The following is a 16771-nucleotide window of genomic DNA, read 5'->3' on the forward strand; positions in this document are numbered from 1 at the left end:
GCCGGCCAACAAAAAGGCCGAGACATTCTGGGAATGTCTCGGCCTTTTTGTTGGCCGGGCAGCTGCCTGGCGCTTAGCGCTTGCTTAGCAGCAACCGCAGGAAAGCTCAACTTTGGAAGTAGGCTTGTCGGGCAGCGATACTTCCACCAGGCCGCCTTTTACGGCGCTCATAGCCCGGGGGTCCAGCAGGCTCAGGGTTTGCTTGTTCAGGGACAATTTGCGGGTAATCTGCTTCTTTTTCATACTAGTAGGAATTGAACTTAGTGGAATTGGTAAACGTGAAAAACGGTAATGATTAAACTAGCAGCAGGTGTAGGTCCGCTGGGTTTCCTGGGGTGGATCAGTACCCGAAATATCGACCATTCCGCCCTTGATGGCATTCATGCTCTTCGGATCCAGCAGACTCAGGGTCTGCTTGTTGAGGGAAAGTTTACGCGTAATCTGCTTCTTTTTCATAGGTAGGAATTAATGTGGGTAAGAAAATCTATTCACTATTTGAGCGCGGCAAAATACCTCCCCGGATAGCTTGACCAAATATAGATCTATATTATTTACTATACCTACTCCTATTGTACAGTTTTTTATTGCTTATTTTTTGTTTGCCCGCGGGGAAATCCAGTTTGCCCGGCTTCTTCCTGTGCCATCCACGTAATTTCCGGGATTGGCTCTATATTTTGACGCTAATGGCCTGGCGGCCGCTGCCGGCGTGACAGTATCTTTCCTCCTTATATGTATACGTTCCGTTTTGCGTCCTATCTGCTGGCCCTGGGGCTGAGTTGCGCCGTCCTACCCGCGCGCGGGCAGGCGAGTGGCGCGGCACCCGCTGGGGCGGCGGCGCTGGCCCGTGCCCAGCCCGACATACCCACCCTGACGCCCCGGCAGGCCGACAACCTGGCGGCTTTGGTGCAGGTATGGGGAATGCTCAAGTATTTTCATCCGGCCGTGGCCGCCGGGCAGCGCGACTGGGATGCGGAGCTGGTGCGCCAGCTGCCTCCCCTGCTGGCCTGCCGTTCGGTAGCCGAGCGCAGCCGCCTGCTCAGCGCCTGGATTACCAGTCTGGGACCGGTGCCGGCCTGCCTAACCTGTGCCGCGCCCCCCGATAAACCGGTGCGCCTGTCCACCGACCTGGGCTGGGCCCGTAATAAGAAGCGCTTCAGCGCCCCGCTGCGCCAGCAGCTGGCTTTTATTGAAGCCAACCGCTACCAGGGACCAGCCTACTACGTGACAGCGCGCGGGTCTACGACGGTCTTTCCCCACGAGGAAGCCTACGCCGACCAGGCCTGCCCCGCCCAGGCCCTGCGCCTGCTGGCGCTGGGCCGCTATTGGAACATGCTGCAGTATTATTACCCCTATTCCTACCTGCTGGAAGCGGACTGGGCCACGGTGCTGCCCGATTTACTGCCTCGCTTCGCGGCCGCCTCAACTCCGCTGGCCTACCGGCATGCCGCGCTGGCCCTGTTTGCCCGCGTGCACGATGGCCACGCCCGCTTTTACCCGCCTGACCCGCTGCTGGAGGCCGAGCGGGGAACGTACCAGGTGGCGGCCGACCTGCAGTTTCTCGACAACGAAGCGGTGGTGGTGCGCGTGCGCCAGGATGGCCTCGTGCCCGCGTCGCCCCTGGCCCCGGGCGACATTCTGACGTCCTTCGACGGCCGGCCCGTAGCCGATATAGTGCAGCAGCGCCTGCCCGAAACCGGCGGCTCCAACCGGGCGGCCCAGCTGCACACCATTGCCCAGAACCTGCTCTATTGCGCTACGCCGCAGGTGGAGGCGCAGGTGGTGCGGGCCGGCCAGCCGTTGCGCTTGGCCGTGCCAGCCGTAAAGGTGGGCTCGGTGCCGGCGGCCCAGCCGGCACCGGCCGACAGCATGTACCGGTTTCTGACGCCCGAGGTTGGCTACATCGATATGGCCCGTATTACCCGGGCGAAGGTGCCGGCCATCATGCGGGCCTTTGCCCGTACCAAAGGCATCGTGGTGGATCAGCGCAACTACCCCGGCGAGTTTGTGGCCACGCTGCTGCCGGCGTATCTGCTGGCGCGACCCGCGGCTTATGCCCGGGCCGTCGAGCGGGATCCTACCTACCCCGGCCGCTTCCTGTGGCAGGCCCCCGACACGGTGCGCCCCGCCGGCCCGGCCCCCTACCCCGGCCGCGTGGTGGTGCTGGTCAATGAAGTAAGCCGCAGTCAGGCTGAGTTTACGGCTATGGCCCTGCAAGCCACCCCGCACTGCACCCTGCTGGGAAGCCAGACGGCCGGCGCGGATGGTAACGCCACCTTTATTACGCTACCCGGCGACCTGAAAACGCTGATGACGGGCATTGGCATTTACTATCCCGACAACCGCGAAACCCAGCGCGTGGGCCTGGTGCCCGACGTGCCGGTGCGCCCCACGGTGACGGGCCTGCGCCAGGGACGCGACGAGCTGCGCGAGCGGGCCGTGGAGCTGATTACCCAGGCGCCGGGCAGGTAGCCGGCAGTGCCTGGGGCGGGGAAATTTACGCCCGAAAGCCCCCTTCCCGTAAGGAGCGGCGGGAGAGGATGCGGACGGCCTTCCACGGGGCCAAACGCCTGGCACGCACGCCAGGGCACCCTGATTGGTCTCCCGGCTGGGGCAAGAGGAATCTGCTGCCGCGGCCGGCCCTGGTTCGGGCGGGCGGACCGGGGGCCGGAAGAAACCCGCCGTTTAGCTCTAGCTTCGCGGCTCTTTGCTACTTTCGCCCGCATGCTTGCTTTCCTGCTGACCACGCTTTTAGCCGTTTCCGGCCCCGCTGCTCCGGCGGCCGACTGGCGCACGCCCTTTGAAAAAGGCAACGGCAACACCACCACGACCCACGCCGAGTGCATTGCCTACTACCAGCGCCTCGACGCGGCCTACCCCGAAATAACCCTGCGCGAGGCCGGCACCACCGATATTGGCCAGCCGTTGCATGAAGTAGTAGTGTCGCTCGACGGGGACGCCGACCCGGTTTCGGTGCGCCGGAAAAACCGGCGGGTGGTCTTTATTCAGAACGGCATTCACCCCGGCGAGCCGGAGGGCATCGACGCGGCCATGATGCTGGCCCGCGACTACGTGCAGAAGAAAGAGCTGCGCCGGCAGCTGGCCGACGTGACGCTGGTCATCATCCCGATTTATAACGTGGATGGCGCGCTGGTGCGCAACTCCACCACCCGGGCCAACCAGAACGGGCCCGAGAGCTACGGCTTCCGCGGCAACGCCCGCAACCTGGATCTGAACCGCGACTACATCAAGCAGGACTCGCGCAACGCCCGCGCCTTTGCCCAGCTGTTTCAGCGCTGGCAGCCCGACGTGTACGTGGACACCCACACCTCCGACGGGGCCGACTACCAGTACACGATGACGCTGATTGCCACCCAGAAGGACAAGCTGCATCCGGTGCTCGGCCAGTACCTGACGGGTCGCCTGCTGCCGGCGCTGTACGGCGGCATGGACAAGCGCAAGTCGCCGATGACGCCCTACGTCGACTTCGAGGGCCGCACGCCCGACGCCCGGGGGTTGCAGGGCTTTCTGGAAACGCCGCGCTACTCGACCGGCTACACCACCCTGTTCAACACCATCGGCTTCGTGACCGAAACCCACATGCTGAAGGCCTACACGCCCCGGGTGCGGGCCCAGTACGACTTCCTGGACCTGCTGATCCGGGCGGTGCACCAGGATGCGCCGGCCCTGGCCCAGGCCCGCACCCAGGCCGCCCAGCAGCTTGCGGTCCAGACGCAGTTTCCCTTGGCCTGGCGGCTGGATACCACGGCGGTGGAGAAAATCAGCTTCCGGGGCTACGAGGGCAAAACCAAGCCCAGCGCGGTGAGCGGGCAGCCCCGCCTGTGGTACGACCGGCAGGCGCCCTACACCCGCACGATTAACTACTACAACACCTTCCGGCCCACCGTGAGCGTAACGCGGCCCCAGGCTTATCTTATTCCGCAGGCCTGGGGCGAGGTAGTGGAGCGCCTGCGCCTGAATGGCGTGCAGCTGCGCCGCCTCACCCGCGACACGACTTTGACCACGGAGGTCTACTACATTGCCGACTACAAAACCGGGCCCCGGCCCTACGAGAGTCACTACCTGCACAGCCAGGTAGAGCTGCGCGCCGAGCAGCAGCCCCTCACCTTCCGCCGCGGCGACTACGTGGCCTCCCTCGACCAGCCCGCCGCCCGCTACCTCGTCGAAACCCTGGAGCCGCAGGCCACCGACTCGTTTTTCGCCTGGGGCTTCTTCGACGGGATTCTGCAGCAAAAGGAATATTTTTCCGACTACGTGTTCGAAGACGTGGCCGCCGAGCTGCTCCAGCGCGACCCGGCCCTGCGGCAGCGCCTGGACAAGCTGCGGGCCGCCAACCCGGCCTTTGCCGCCAGCGGTGCCGCCCAGCTCGGCTTCGTCTACCGCCAGTCGCCCAACTACGAAAAGTCGCACCTGCGCTACCCGGTGGTGCGCTGGCAGGGCGGCGCTTTGCCTCTGGAGTGAGTTGTCAGTTGCTCGTTGTTAGTGGTCAGGTCGTTCTTGAGACTTTTTAACCTACGCCGAGCAACTGCCATCAGCCTGACCTGACAACTGACAACCAACACCTAACAACTACAGAATGGCTGTTCTCAAGCTCGACAATCTTTCCAAGCGCTACGGCGGCACTACCGCCCTGAAGGGCCTGAGCCTGCAGGTGGAGGAAGGCAGCGTGTACGGTTTGCTGGGACCCAATGGCAGCGGCAAAACCACCACCCTGGGCCTGGCCCTGGGCGTGCTGCGGGCCGATGCCGGCTCGGTCAGCTGGTTTGGCCAGCCTTTGTCGGGCCAGACCAAGCGCCGCGTGGGCGCGTTGCTCGAAACGCCCAACTTCTTTCCCTACCTCTCGGCCCGCCAGAACCTGCTGCTGGCCGCCGACGTGAAGCACGCCGACCCCGGCACCGTGGCCACCGCCCTGGACCTGGCCGGCCTCACCGCCCGCCAGCACGACCCATTCCGCAGCTTTTCGCTGGGCATGAAGCAGCGCCTGGCCCTGGCCTCCACCCTGCTCGGCACCCCCGACGTGCTGGTGCTCGACGAGCCCACCAACGGCCTCGACCCCCAGGGCATTGCCGAAGTCCGGGAGCTGATTCAGCGCCTGGCCGGGCAGGGCAAAACCATCCTTATTGCCAGCCACCTGCTCGACGAAATCGAGAAGGTGTGCACCCACGTGGCCGTGCTGCAGCGCGGCGAGCTGCGCGCGGCCGGCCCGGTCAGCAGCATCCTGGCTTCTTCCGACCGGGTGGTGCTGCGCGTGGAGCCCGATCTGAGCCCGGCCTCCTTGCTGCACGCCCTGAGCCAGCTGCCCTGGGTGAGCGACGTGCGCCCCGAAACCGGGGGCGGCCACAGCGCCGCCCTGGCCCCCGGCCACTCGGCCGCCGAGCTAAACCGGGCCCTGTTCGCCAGCGGCGTGGTGCTGGCCGGCCTCGAAGTGCGCCACCGCAGCCTCGAAGCCCAATTCCTGGAACTCACGAAGTGAATTAGTGACTAAGCGACTTAGTGAGTTGTCGCTTAAGCAGCTCCTCCCGAATATAAAACTCACTAAATCACTAACTCACTAACTCACACATGTTATTTCGCGCTGAACTACGTAAGATTTTGCCCTACCGCACCGTGTGGGTTATTCTGGGGCTGTACGTGCTGCTGCTGGCGGGCTTCGTATCGGTGGGCGGCAGCGTGACGGTCAACGGGCAGCAGCTGGGCAACACGCTCTACGCCTTTCCCGCGCTCTGGCCCCGCCTGACCTACATGGCCAGCTACTTCAACCTGCTGCTGGGCATCACGCTCATTATTCTGATTACCGACGAGTTTCAGTTCCGCACTTTCCGCCAGCAGGTCATTGACGGCAGCTCGGTGGCGGGCCTGGTGCAGGGCAAGCTGGCCGTGTCGGGTTTGCTGGCCCTTTTCGGCATGCTGGGCGTGCTGGGCGTGGGGCTGTTTTTTGGCCTCACCCGCTCGCCCGAAACCGTGGGCCGCGCCGCCGAAACCCTGGGCACGGTGCTGCTCTACGGCCTGCAGGCCCTGGGCTACCTGTCGGTGGCGGCGCTGGTGGGCTTTCTGCTGCGCAAGGGCGGGCCGGCCTTCCTGGGCTTTCTGCTCTACTGCTGGATTGTGGAGCCCCTGCTGCGCCTGACCACCCCCGACGAGGTGGACCGCTACTTCCCGGTCAAGATTTTCGACAGCCTCACGCCTACCCCGGGTCAGGAGCTGCTCAGCACCCTCACCGGACCTTCCAGCGCCCTGCTGCCCACCCAGGCCGCCCCGCTGGCCGTGGTCTACATCGGGCTGTGCTGGCTGCTGACCTACCTGCTGCTGCGCAGCCGGGACCTGTAGCCGCCAGGCATTTTTCCGGCACAAAAAAGAGCCTTCATGCGGCATGAAGGCTCTTTTTTTATTGGGGTTCATTAGGTGTCGGGCCTGGCGGCCCGGGCTACGGCTTGGGCTCTTTCTGCAGGGAGTTGGCGTAGTTCACGATAAAGGCCAGGTCGCGGGCTTCGGTGAAGGTGAGGCGGTTGTCTTTGGCATACTGCTCGATCTGCTTGGCATGCTGGCGGAAGGCGGCCAGCAAATCCTTCTTCGGATTGCGCAACGACAGCACGTTGCCGCTGGGCAGCCCCAGGTAAAAGGCGTCCCTGATTTCGTTGTAGTACATGGTGCGGGGCATGCCGTAGCCATAGCCGCCGTACATGGGATTGTTGTACACCGGCCGCTCAATCAGCGACTCGCGGCGCAGCAGGAGGTTGGGGCCGCCGCTGAGCTGCTCAAAAAACGCGGGCGACTTGAAGTCGCTGTAGTCGTTGTCGTGGTTCCAGCGGAAAGTGCGGAACACGCGCACCAGGCTGGTGTCGCGCCGCTCGCGGCGGGGGCGCGGGGGCATGTTGTAGTACGGGTTGCCGTAGTAGTAGCCCGAGCGGCTGTCGAAAAAGTCGTCGTAGTAGTTGCGGCGGTCATCCTGCTGGCCTTTCACGGCAAAGCTCTGCACGGCGACGGCCGAGAAGGTATTCACGGTGTTGTCCGGCATCGTGAGCAGAATCACGTCCTCGTTGCGGTGCAGCAGCAAGGGGCCCTGGAGCGTGTCGCCGGAGGTCAGCAGCACGGTGCTGCCCGCAAACTGCTGCGTGAACGTCTGGCGCTGCTGGGCTGCCGCCGGGCCGCCCAAGCCGAGCGCCAGCGCCAGGGTCAGCAGGCCCGCCCGGCAAGAGTGAAGCAATGTTTTCATAGCGGAAGAAAGATACCCTAAAATTCACGTTTTCAACCGGCCGGGCGGCTGTTTCTGCGGTTCTTTCGCCTACGCAGTAAACCATGCGCACGGCCACTTTCCTGCACAAACCGCGCCCGTCCGCCCGGGGTTCAGCCGCGGTATTATTACGCCGTAGCGGCCGGGCTGCGGCTACTCTGGTCAGGGCTTTTCCCTGGCTCCGGCGCGCTACCGGCGGGGGCCGGCGGGGGCGGCAGCAGTAGCGCCAGCGCCGCCGCTTCAGCCTCCAGGGCTTCGGCCCGCACCCGCAGCAGGTGCCACTTGGCCGCCCGGCCCGGACCAAACTGCCGGCCCCGGCCCCTTAGCCAGTTCCGGAGCGGAGTCTGGTCGTCTTCTTCGCCGAAACTCGTGGATGCAGGCAGCTCGGCCAATATGGCCGCTATGGCCGCTTGCCAGCGGCTGGCATACACGGCCCGCGCCGTGAGGGGCCGCATCTGGTAGCGCAGCTGGCCGGCCTGAAGCAGGCAGATGCGGTGGCGCTGCCGCAACGGCTCGGGGTCGGGCGCGGCGGCGGCGGCGGGCAGCGGCTCGTCCTCGGCATACGGCCCAAAAGGCTGGGGCACGTGCCGCAGCAACGGCAAGAGCCGCTGCTGCAAGCTCATACTCAGTCCGCGGCGGCCCGATTCGATATGCCCGATAATCGCCTTGCCCACGTCTAAAATCAGGGCCAGCTCTTCCTGCTTCAGGTTGAAATAGTGCCGCACGGCCCCTATGGGCGTGGTCGGCAATACGCGGCGACGAGAAGCCATACGCTGAAAAAGTAAAACGTAGAGTTATTGCTAATACTAAGAAATAAGTCTACCTAACTGTTTGTGTAGTCTTACCTATGCCCTCCGAACTGGCTACTGGTACTCCCGGCACATAAAAGCCCATCGGGCAGCGCACGACAGGCTACCTCTTTCCTCGAAGTGCACGAAACTCATCTCCCATCTGGGTTTCGTGAACGTTGCAAGGTGAACCAGTTTCTTGAACTCAGTCTGGGCCGTAGAGCCCCTTTGCCACGCCGGTAGACAGGCATGGGCGGTAGTTCAGGAAAGGGAGGGTGGCTGTTGCAGTACTCGGCGTTAACTCGGCTGACAGGCAGTCTAGAGCTTAAAGTAAGCCCACAATGCGCTGAAACGCTCCTTTTACCTCTTCACATCGCCTGACGTAAGCCCCTTTTGAGTTGTTTGCCGACTTCTGCAACAGCCACGGGGGATTACTGACGATGGTGAGCCAACTCTTCTACCAGTAGGACATAGTCGTCCAACTCCCCAGCAGTGTAGCCGGTGTCAAGAAGGGCTTGGTTCGCGAAGCGCAACAAGGCAAGCCACTGCGCCATAAAGCCGACTTGGTCTGCTTCCACTACCGGGGAGGCATTCAACGCATCTACCGGTGCGTACACACTCTCCCATAAAGCGGTGACCTGTACGCGGCCAGCTGCTACTGCCACCTGCCAGTCTACCCGAAACGAATTAGAAGGCCAGCAAATGGTAAAGCTTCCCATTGAACAAGTTCGTAGTTGCTGAACGAGGAAGATGATGTCATGAATGATGATGCCCAGGTCGAACTTGTAGGAGAGTGGCACCGATACGCCATTCCAGAGTAGAACGGCGCCATCGTTCATCTGGGGGAAACACGATTCTAACGCTTCTGCTAGGCTCGTATCATTCATGTCTTTTACTCCCGGTTGGGTCGATGGAAATAACTTCAGGTCAACCATGGACTAAGTGAAAGCGAGGATAGCACCACTCAATGAAAGAAAAGTTTGCGTTCAGCAAAACGGTGGTTTACGTTAGAAAGAGTGGGGTGTGCCACTCTATGTGCCCCACCAGCCATTATTTGAGGAGCTGCCAACAATACAAAAAAAGCGTTCCAGCCATAAGCTGAAACGCTTTAAGAAGTTGAGTAAGCCCCCGTTCATCACCGAACGGGGGCTTTTTGCTGCAATGCAATAAGCTGGCAGATTCTCCTTCGCGGGGCTATCCTACCGGCACCACCGAGTCGGGGTCGGCGTGGGGGGTGCGGTCCTTGGTCAGGATGGTGTGGCCCAGCTTGTCGCGCTTGGTGGTCAGGTACCGTTCGTTGTGGGCGTTGGCGGCAATTTCAATCGGCACCGTATCCACGATTTCGAGGCCGTAGCCGACCAGGCCGGTGCGCTTGCGGGGGTTGTTGGTGAGCAGGCGCATCTTGCTGATGCCCAGGTCGCGCAGGATCTGGGCGCCCACGCCGTAGTCGCGCTCATCCATGCCGAAGCCCAGCTCCAGGTTGGCTTCCACCGTGTCGCGGCCCTGCTCCTGCAGCTTGTAGGCGCGCAGCTTGTTGAGCAGGCCGATGCCGCGGCCCTCCTGGTTCATGTACACAATCACGCCGCGGCCTTCCTGCTCGATGCGCTCCATGGCCCGGTGCAGCTGGGGGCCGCAGTCGCAGCGGCAGGAGCCGAAGATGTCGCCGGTCACGCAGCTGCTGTGCACGCGCACCAGCACGGGCTCGTCGCCGCTGATGTCGCCTTTCACCAGGGCCAAGTGCTGGGCGTTGGTGGAGCGCTGGGTGAAGGCAATCAGCTCGAAGTCGCCGTGCTCGGTGGGCAGCTGCACCTCGATGTCGCGGGTGATGAGGCTTTCCTTCTGCAGGCGGTATTTGATCAGGTCCTGCACCGAAATCAGCTTCAGGTCCCAGCGCTTGGCTACTTCCTGCAAGTCGGGCAGGCGGGCCATTTCGCCGTCTTCCTTCAGAATCTCGACCAGCACGCCGGCCGGCTCGAAGCCCGCCAGGCGCGAGAGGTCGATGGCGGCCTCGGTGTGGCCGGCGCGGCGCAGCACGCCTTCCTTGCGGGCCTTGAGCGGGAAGATGTGGCCGGGCTTGCCCAGCTCCTCGGGCTTGGTATCGGGGTCAATCAGGGCCAGGATGGTCTTCGAGCGGTCGGAAGCCGAAATGCCGGTCGTCACGCCGTTCTTGAGCAGGTCGATGCTCACCGTGAAGGGCGTGGCGTGCAGGGCCGTGTTGCGGCCCACCATCAGCTCCAGGCCCAGCTCCTCGCAGCGCTGCTCGATGAGCGGGGCGCACACCAGGCCGCGGCCGTGGGTGGCCATAAAGTTGATGACCTCGGGCGTGGCGCAGCGGGCCGCGCAGATAAAGTCGCCCTCGTTTTCGCGGTCTTCGTCGTCCACTACAATTACCACTTTGCCGGCGCGGATATCGGCAATGGCGTCTTCAATCGAGTCAAGCATGAGATTGGGGGAGCAGGAGAGTAATGCCCCGGCAGCATAACCACCGGCGGCGGCGCGAAGTTACGAGGCTTCGGCGGGCTTTTCGGCGGCGGGGCCGGAAATGGGCCGCGCGGATCCACGTGTAGAGACGCATAGTTGCGCCTCAATCATTGCTGACATTGCAACGAGTCCTGTTCAACAACGAGACGCAAGGGTGCGTCTCGACGTCGTTGCCTCGCCCTACTCCCCAAACAGCGCCTCCAGCTTGCCGGTGGCGGCGGCCCAGTTGTAGTGGGCGCGCACAAACTCCAGGCCCCGGCCGGCCAGCGCATCGGCGGCCCCAGGCTCGGCCAGCAGCCGACTGATGCCGGCGGCCAGCTCCGGGGCCGACTCCCCCACCAGCAGATCCTGGCCGGGTACGCCGCGCAGGGCGTTGTTGGCCAGGGGCGTGGTGAGGCAGGGCAGGCGCATGGCCATAGCTTCGAGCAGCTTGTTTTGCAGGCCCGTGCCCACCCGCATGGGGGCCACGAATACCCGCGCCGAGGCGTAAGCCTCCCGAATATCGGGCAGCCAGCCGCTGATAACTACGGCCTCCGAGGCCAGGGCCAGCACCCGGGCGGCGGGCGTGGTGCCGGCAATGAGCAGGCGGGCCTGGGGGTGCGTTTGCCGCACCAGGGGCAGAATTTCCAGGGCCAGAAACTCGGCCGCGTCCACGTTGGGGTGGTAGCTCATGTTGCCGCAGAACACCAGCTCGTAGGTTTTGGCCGTGTCGGTGGGCTGGAAGAAGTCGGTGTCGATGCCGTTGAGCACCACGTGAATCTGCTGGCGCCGGGGGTGGTTGATGAGCTGCCGGTCCTGGTCGGAAATGATGGTGTGGTGCCGAAACCAGCCGAACACGTCGGCTTCGTAGCGCAGCAGGCGGCGGGCTTCCAGGCTGATGACGGGCCGCTGCCAGGCCGGCGCCTGGGTCGCGCGGCGCTGCATCCCGGCCGAAAACACGTCCATATAGTCCAGGGTCATGGCATATTTGCCGACGTGGGGGCGCAGATACTCGGCCATCCGGATCAGCTGGCAGTACACGTGCTGGGGCTGAAAGTCGCGCAGCAGCTGGTCGAGGCGGCGCTGGGCGGCCCCGTCGTAGAAGTAGCCCACCTGAAACGGCAGCCCGGTAGCCAGGGCCCGGGTCATGTTGGCCACAATACCGGGCTTGCGTAGCGGGTGCACGTGCAGGCCGCCCCGGCATAGGGGGCGCACGGCGGCGTAGGCGGCCTCGTCCACGGGCTCGTCGGTGAGGGCCAGCAGGCAGATGTCGTGGTGGCGGGCCAGGTAGCGGAGCTGGTGAAAAGCGCGGAGCTTGTCGCCTTTATCGAGCGGGTACGGAAACCGGGACAGCAGAACGAGCAGCTTCATCGTGGGGGGGGCGGGGCAAACTTACGCGCGCTGGGGCCGCTGGCTGCGGCTTTGGGCGATGCTGTACAAATCCAGGAAGCTTTCCACCACCCGGCGGTTGTCGTAGAGGCGGGCAATGGTGCGGCCGGCTTCCTGGCCGATGGCCGCGTGGTCCAGCTCGCCATGGTAGTAGCGGCGCAGCAACTCCAGCCAGGCCGAGGGCTCGTCGCCGAGCACGATGTCGAAGCCGTTGCGCACGAAAATGCCCTCCGAGCCCAGCCCGGTGCTGATGATGCACTTGCCCAGGGCCATACCCTCAATGATTTTGATGCGCATGCCGCCGCCCGAGAGCAGGGGCACGATCATCACGTCGTACTGCTGCATGAACTCGGCCGCCGACTCCACGAAGCCGTGCACGATGACGTTTTTCTTGGCCAGGCTCTGCAACCGGGCGGGCGTGTTTTTGCCGGCAATGTGCAGTTCCAGCTCCGGCAGCTGCTGGTGGGCATGGGGCCACACCTGGGTCAGAAACCAGTCGAGCCCCTCCAGATTCGGCAGCCAGTCGAGCGAGCCGATCAGGAACAGAGTCCGGGGCTTGGCCTTCAGCCGCGGGTTGATCTGGAACCGGTTCAAATCGACGCCGGCGGGCACGAACACTACCGGCTCGGGGCAGCCCATGGCCCGCAGGCGGCGCTGGTCGGGCTCGGTAATGGCCGCCACGGCATCGAAGCGGGGCAGGTAGGCTTCCTCAAACTTTTTCAGCTCCTTGGCCAGGTGCTTCAGGTAGAGCCGCTTGAGCGGATTGACGGCCCCGGCCGCCAGCATCTGCCAGATGGTGTACTCCACGTTGTGGGCGCGCAGCACCACCGGCAGCCGGGGCGCCTCGCGCTTGATTACGTCCACGTACCAGGCCACAAACGTGCCTTCCACCTGCACCACGTCGAACTGCTCGGTGCGCAGCAGCTCCACCAGCTGCGCCTCCACGGCCGCGCTGATAAAGCGCTCCACGTTGTAGGGCACCGTGCCGGTCAGCAGATTTTTCAGGGCTTTCACCGGCGAGAGGCGGGTATCGACGGGCACCGTGATGAGGCGCACGCCGGACAGGTGGCTGAGCACGGTGTCGGGCTGCTGGTGCTTGGGCGTGTTGATGGCCAGCACCGTGACGCGGTGCCCCTGCGCGGCCAGGCCGGCCGCCACGTCGTACATGGCAATGGCCCCGCCATCGTGGGGCGGAAACGGCACGCGCGGACAGAGTTGGAGAAGATGCACTGAAGAAATACGAACGGTAGAGAGCAGCGCCGGAGCGGAAGGCAAAGCTACGCAGAAGCCGCTGGATGGACACCCCACCCCAACCCCTCCCCACGGGGAGAGGGGCTTATTTTACTTTGGCAGTAGTGTTGTTCTCCTTAAGCGGTAGATAAACGGCTTGGCTATAAGGCCGGTTTATGGTGGGATTTCATAAATAGGACTAGCAAATTTTAGCGCAGCAAGACGTTGTACTAGTAAAAGAAGCCCCTTCCCCGGCGGATTCCGCGCATCAAGCGGGAAGGGGTTGGGCTGGGGTCAGACCCGAAACTGGCCCACCAGGGCGTTGATCTGCTCCTCGGTGCCCAGCACCAGCAGCACGTCGCCGGGCGAGGGGCGGGTGTCGGCGCTGGGGCTCACGGTAAACTCGCCGGTGTACTGCTTCAGGCCGATGACGGTGGCCCCGGTGCGGGAACGGATGTCCAGCTCCCGGATGCTGAGGCCCTGAAACTCGCGGCGGATTTCGCGGTAGCTCAGCTCCTCCAGGCGCAGCTTGTTGGGGCCCAGGCCGTTCATCATTTCCAGAAAGCGGATTACCTCGGGCCGCATCACCAGGTTGGCCATGTGGGAGCCCCCGATTTCGTCGGGCATCACCACCGAGTCGGCGCCGGCGCGCAGCAGCTTGCTTTCCGAAGTCTTGAGGCTGGCCCGGGCAATGATTTTCAGGTTCGGGTTCAGCTCCCGGGCCGTGAGGGCCACAAACACGTTGTCGGCGTCCTTGGGCAGGGCCGTAATCAGGGCGCGGGCCCGCTGAATGCCGGCCGCCAGCAGGGTTTCGTCGGTGGTGGCGTCGCCGATGACGGTGGGAATCGTGGCCCCGTTGTCGTCGGCCGCGTCGCGCAGCAGCTCCTGGTTTTGCTCGACTACTACCACCCGGGCCCCGCTGGCGCGCAGCTCGTGGTAGGCCTTGCTGCCGTTGCGCCCGAAGCCGCAGACGATGACGTGGTCGTGGTAGCCCCGGATTTCCTGGTCGGTTTTGAACATCTTGAAAATAGTACGCAGCTCGCCGTCAAAGATATAGGTCGTGAGCACCGACACGAGGTAGGCAATGACCAGCAGGTTAAAGAAAATGTAGCCCGACACGAACAGCCGCCCGGCCACCGACAGCGGGTGCAACTCCCCGAAGCCCACGGTGGAGATGGTAATCATCGTCATGTACACCGCGTCGAGGAAGTTGTAGTCCTCGATGGTCATGAAGCCGATGATGCCCGTGGCAAACCCCAGCACCGTGAGCAGCACGGCCCCCACAAAGCGGCTCAGGTTAGCGCGTTTCCACATGCAGGTTGGTTTGGATTAAAAGGTTCTCGTTGAACGTCATTCCGGGCGCAGCCGAGGAATCTCGCCAGCAATGGTAAGTATATGGCATTGCAACGTCAGCCCGCGAGATTCCTCGGACGCTGCTTGATGCGCAGAATGCTCGGAATGACGCTCTATTGTCAAAACCCCGACACAATCTACCCGTTGACGCGCGGAATGACGGTGCCGAGCATGTTGCCCAAATCGTCGTCCATCTTCTTGAGCAGCTTAATGGTGTGCAGGGTTTCGAGCAAAGCCAGCTCGTCCATGGGGTGGCGCAGGGCTTCGAGGCGGACGGACAGCTCCCGCTGCACGTTCACCTTGTTGAGGCGCAGAATGGCGTTGTCGCAGGCCTGCTGGAGCTGGTCTACTTCCCGGGGCACGTAGATCTGGTGGGTGCTCCAGTTGGGGCTGAGCTCGTACTTCTCGGTAGCCAAGTCACTGACCAGCAAGCGAATATCCGCGCGGCCGTGCTGGATGAAGGTGCGCACCTCGGGCCAGCGGCCCTGCTCCATTTCCTGACGGCAGAGGTGCAGCAGATCGGCGTAAATCGGGGTCTGGATGGGCGTTTCTTCCAGCTGCCCGAAGATGTACTGGGCCACGGCCATGTCCTCGGTGAGCGGCTGGGCGGCGTAGAGCAGCAGCAGGCGCACCACTTCCCGCTCGCAGGCCTGCAACACGTCGGGCACGGGCTCCACGTCGGTATCGGCCTCGGGGGTGCCGCCGCTGGCCGCCGCCAGCTCGTCGGGCGAGGCCCCGTACATGGCCATTTCGGCCTCTTCCTCGGGACTGAGGGCTTTAGTTGTTGGTTGTTGGTTGTTAGTTGTTGGGGCAGACGAATACGGGCGGTTGCCCGACTGCGAATAACTGCCACCCCCGCTCCCACCGCCGCCCTGGCTTCCGTTGCTGCTGGGCGCGGCACGCTGGGAATCCTTCTTAACCAGCTTGTTGTACTCGGTGATGAGCACCTGCTCGTCGATGCCGAAGGTGGTGCTGGTTTGCTGCAAAAACACCTGCCGCTTGATCGGGTCGGGCACTTTGGCAATGCTCTGGAGCACTTCCCGGATGGCCTCGGCCTTCTTCACCGGGTCGTGGGCCGCCTCCTGCGACACCAGGCGGGTCTTGAAGGAAATAAAGTCCTGGCTGTTCTTTTCCAGGTAGTCCTTGAAGCGCTGGTCGCCGACTTTGCGGATGTAGCTGTCCGGGTCGTCGCCGTCGGGGAAGAGCACCACGCGCACGTTCAGGGCCCCTTCGAGCAGCATGTCGATGCCGCGCAGCGAGGCCCGGATGCCGGCCGCGTCGCCATCGTAGAGCACCGTCACGTTGTCGGTGTAGCGCCCGATCAGGCGAATCTGGCTTTCGGTGAGCGAGGTACCCGACGAGGCTACCACGTTCTTAATACCGCCCTGGTGCAGGCTCAGCACGTCGAGGTAGCCTTCCACCAGGTAGCACACTTCCTCGGTCCGGATGGCCTGCCGGGCCTGAAACAGCCCGTAGAGCACGTCCGACTTGTGGTAGATGTCGGACTCGGGCGAGTTGAGGTACTTGGCCGTCTTGTCGTTGGCCTTGAGCGTGCGGGCCCCGAAGCCGATAACCCGGCCCGAAACGTTGTGAATCGGGAACATCACCCGGCCCCGGAACCGGTCGTAGCGCCGGTTCGGGTCGTCCTCGCGCACGATGGTCAGGCCGGTCTTCTCCAGGTACTTGGCCTCGAACCCCTGCTTCTGAGCGGCCTTGAGCAAATCGTCCCACTGGTCGAGCGAGTAGCCCAGCTCGAAGGTCTTGATGGTGGTCTGGTTCAGGCCGCGCTGCATCAGGTAGCTCAGCCCGATGCTCTCCCCTTCCTCGGTTTCGTGGAGCAGCTTCTGGTAGTGGTCCTTGGCCCAGTTGGAGACGATAAACTGGGAGTCCTTCTCGTTCTGGACGAGCTGCTCCTCGGGCGTCTTTTCCTCTTCCTGGATGTCAATGGCGTACTTTTTCGCCAGATACTTCAGGGCCTCCACGTAGCTGGTGCCCTCGATGTCCATGATGAACTGCACCACCCCGCCGGCCTTGCCGCAGCCAAAGCACTTGTAGAGGCCCTTGGCCGGGGCCACCGAGAAGCTCGGCGACTTCTCGTGGTGAAACGGGCAGCAGGCCCACATATTATTACCCTTGCGCTTCAGGGTCACGAAGTCACCCACCACCTCGACGATGTCGGCGTGGTGAATGATCTGGTCAACGGTTTCTTTCGGGATACGGGCCAAGGGTACTGGGGGGGCAACAGGGTTCGGAGGAAGCGGAACAGGACGACGAAGGTACGAGGTTCCCGGGCCGAAACGGC

Annotated in this window: 14 protein-coding genes; 4 read left to right on the forward strand and 10 right to left on the reverse strand. The window is 63.5% G+C overall.

Annotation, left to right across the window (positions count from 1 at the left end):
* Positions 1 to 84 precede the first annotated feature (84 nt).
* On the reverse strand, positions 85 to 243 hold the full coding sequence (locus E5K00_RS22770; protein ID WP_167856751.1) for a class I lanthipeptide: 159 nt from the start codon (positions 241 to 243) through the stop codon (positions 85 to 87).
* Between the two features lie 57 nt (positions 244 to 300).
* Positions 301 to 456, reverse strand: coding sequence for a class I lanthipeptide (locus E5K00_RS22775; protein ID WP_167856752.1), 156 nt, complete (start codon positions 454 to 456; stop codon positions 301 to 303).
* 273 nt (positions 457 to 729) lie between these two features.
* Between E5K00_RS22775 and E5K00_RS04905 the strand changes: the two genes are divergently transcribed.
* The 4 genes from E5K00_RS04905 (at position 730) to E5K00_RS04920 (ending at position 6345) form a co-directional block, all read left to right on the forward strand.
* Entirely contained in the window at positions 730 to 2469 is a 1740-nt protein-coding gene (locus E5K00_RS04905; protein ID WP_135462140.1) for a S41 family peptidase, read from the forward strand.
* A 252-nt stretch (positions 2470 to 2721) separates the two neighbouring features.
* Entirely contained in the window at positions 2722 to 4479 is a 1758-nt protein-coding gene (locus E5K00_RS04910) for a M14 family zinc carboxypeptidase (protein WP_135462141.1), read from the forward strand.
* Between the two features lie 115 nt (positions 4480 to 4594).
* Positions 4595 to 5491 (forward strand): ABC transporter ATP-binding protein, encoded by an 897-nt coding sequence (locus E5K00_RS04915; RefSeq protein WP_135462142.1) that lies wholly within the window; start codon positions 4595 to 4597, stop codon positions 5489 to 5491.
* 119 nt (positions 5492 to 5610) lie between these two features.
* A complete protein-coding gene (locus tag E5K00_RS04920; protein WP_135462143.1) occupies positions 5611 to 6345 on the forward strand; it encodes an ABC transporter permease in 735 nt (244 codons plus the stop codon).
* Between the two features lie 97 nt (positions 6346 to 6442).
* On the opposite strand, the gene E5K00_RS04925 is transcribed toward E5K00_RS04920, so the two are convergent.
* The 8 genes from E5K00_RS04925 to dnaG all read right to left on the reverse strand — a co-directional run bounded on the left by E5K00_RS04925 (position 6443) and on the right by dnaG (position 16694).
* A complete protein-coding gene (locus tag E5K00_RS04925; RefSeq protein ID WP_135462144.1) occupies positions 6443 to 7231 on the reverse strand; it encodes a hypothetical protein in 789 nt (262 codons plus the stop codon).
* 146 nt (positions 7232 to 7377) lie between these two features.
* Entirely contained in the window at positions 7378 to 8019 is a 642-nt protein-coding gene (locus E5K00_RS04930) for a helix-turn-helix domain-containing protein (RefSeq protein WP_135462145.1), read from the reverse strand.
* A 449-nt stretch (positions 8020 to 8468) separates the two neighbouring features.
* Positions 8469 to 8972 (reverse strand): hypothetical protein, encoded by a 504-nt coding sequence (locus E5K00_RS04935; RefSeq protein ID WP_135462146.1) that lies wholly within the window; start codon positions 8970 to 8972, stop codon positions 8469 to 8471.
* A 259-nt stretch (positions 8973 to 9231) separates the two neighbouring features.
* Positions 9232 to 10479, reverse strand: a complete 1248-nt coding sequence (locus tag E5K00_RS04940) for a bifunctional 3,4-dihydroxy-2-butanone-4-phosphate synthase/GTP cyclohydrolase II (protein ID WP_135462147.1) — start codon at positions 10477 to 10479, stop codon at positions 9232 to 9234.
* Between the two features lie 219 nt (positions 10480 to 10698).
* Positions 10699 to 11868 (reverse strand): glycosyltransferase, encoded by a 1170-nt coding sequence (locus E5K00_RS04945; protein WP_135462148.1) that lies wholly within the window; start codon positions 11866 to 11868, stop codon positions 10699 to 10701.
* A gap of 21 nt (positions 11869 to 11889) precedes the next feature.
* A complete protein-coding gene (locus E5K00_RS04950) occupies positions 11890 to 13116 on the reverse strand; it encodes a glycosyltransferase family 4 protein (RefSeq protein WP_167856753.1) in 1227 nt (408 codons plus the stop codon).
* A 294-nt stretch (positions 13117 to 13410) separates the two neighbouring features.
* The gene (locus E5K00_RS04955) at positions 13411 to 14430 is read right to left on the reverse strand and encodes a potassium channel family protein (protein ID WP_135462150.1); all 1020 of its coding nucleotides are present in this window, start codon (positions 14428 to 14430) and stop codon (positions 13411 to 13413) included.
* Positions 14431 to 14606: 176 nt separating this feature from the next.
* The gene (dnaG, locus tag E5K00_RS04960; protein ID WP_135462151.1) at positions 14607 to 16694 is read right to left on the reverse strand and encodes a DNA primase; all 2088 of its coding nucleotides are present in this window, start codon (positions 16692 to 16694) and stop codon (positions 14607 to 14609) included.
* Positions 16695 to 16771: the final 77 nt, after the last annotated feature.

The sequence above is a fragment of the Hymenobacter aquaticus genome (assembly GCF_004765605.1).
In the GTDB taxonomy this organism is placed as follows: Bacteria; Bacteroidota; Bacteroidia; order Cytophagales; family Hymenobacteraceae; genus Hymenobacter; species Hymenobacter aquaticus.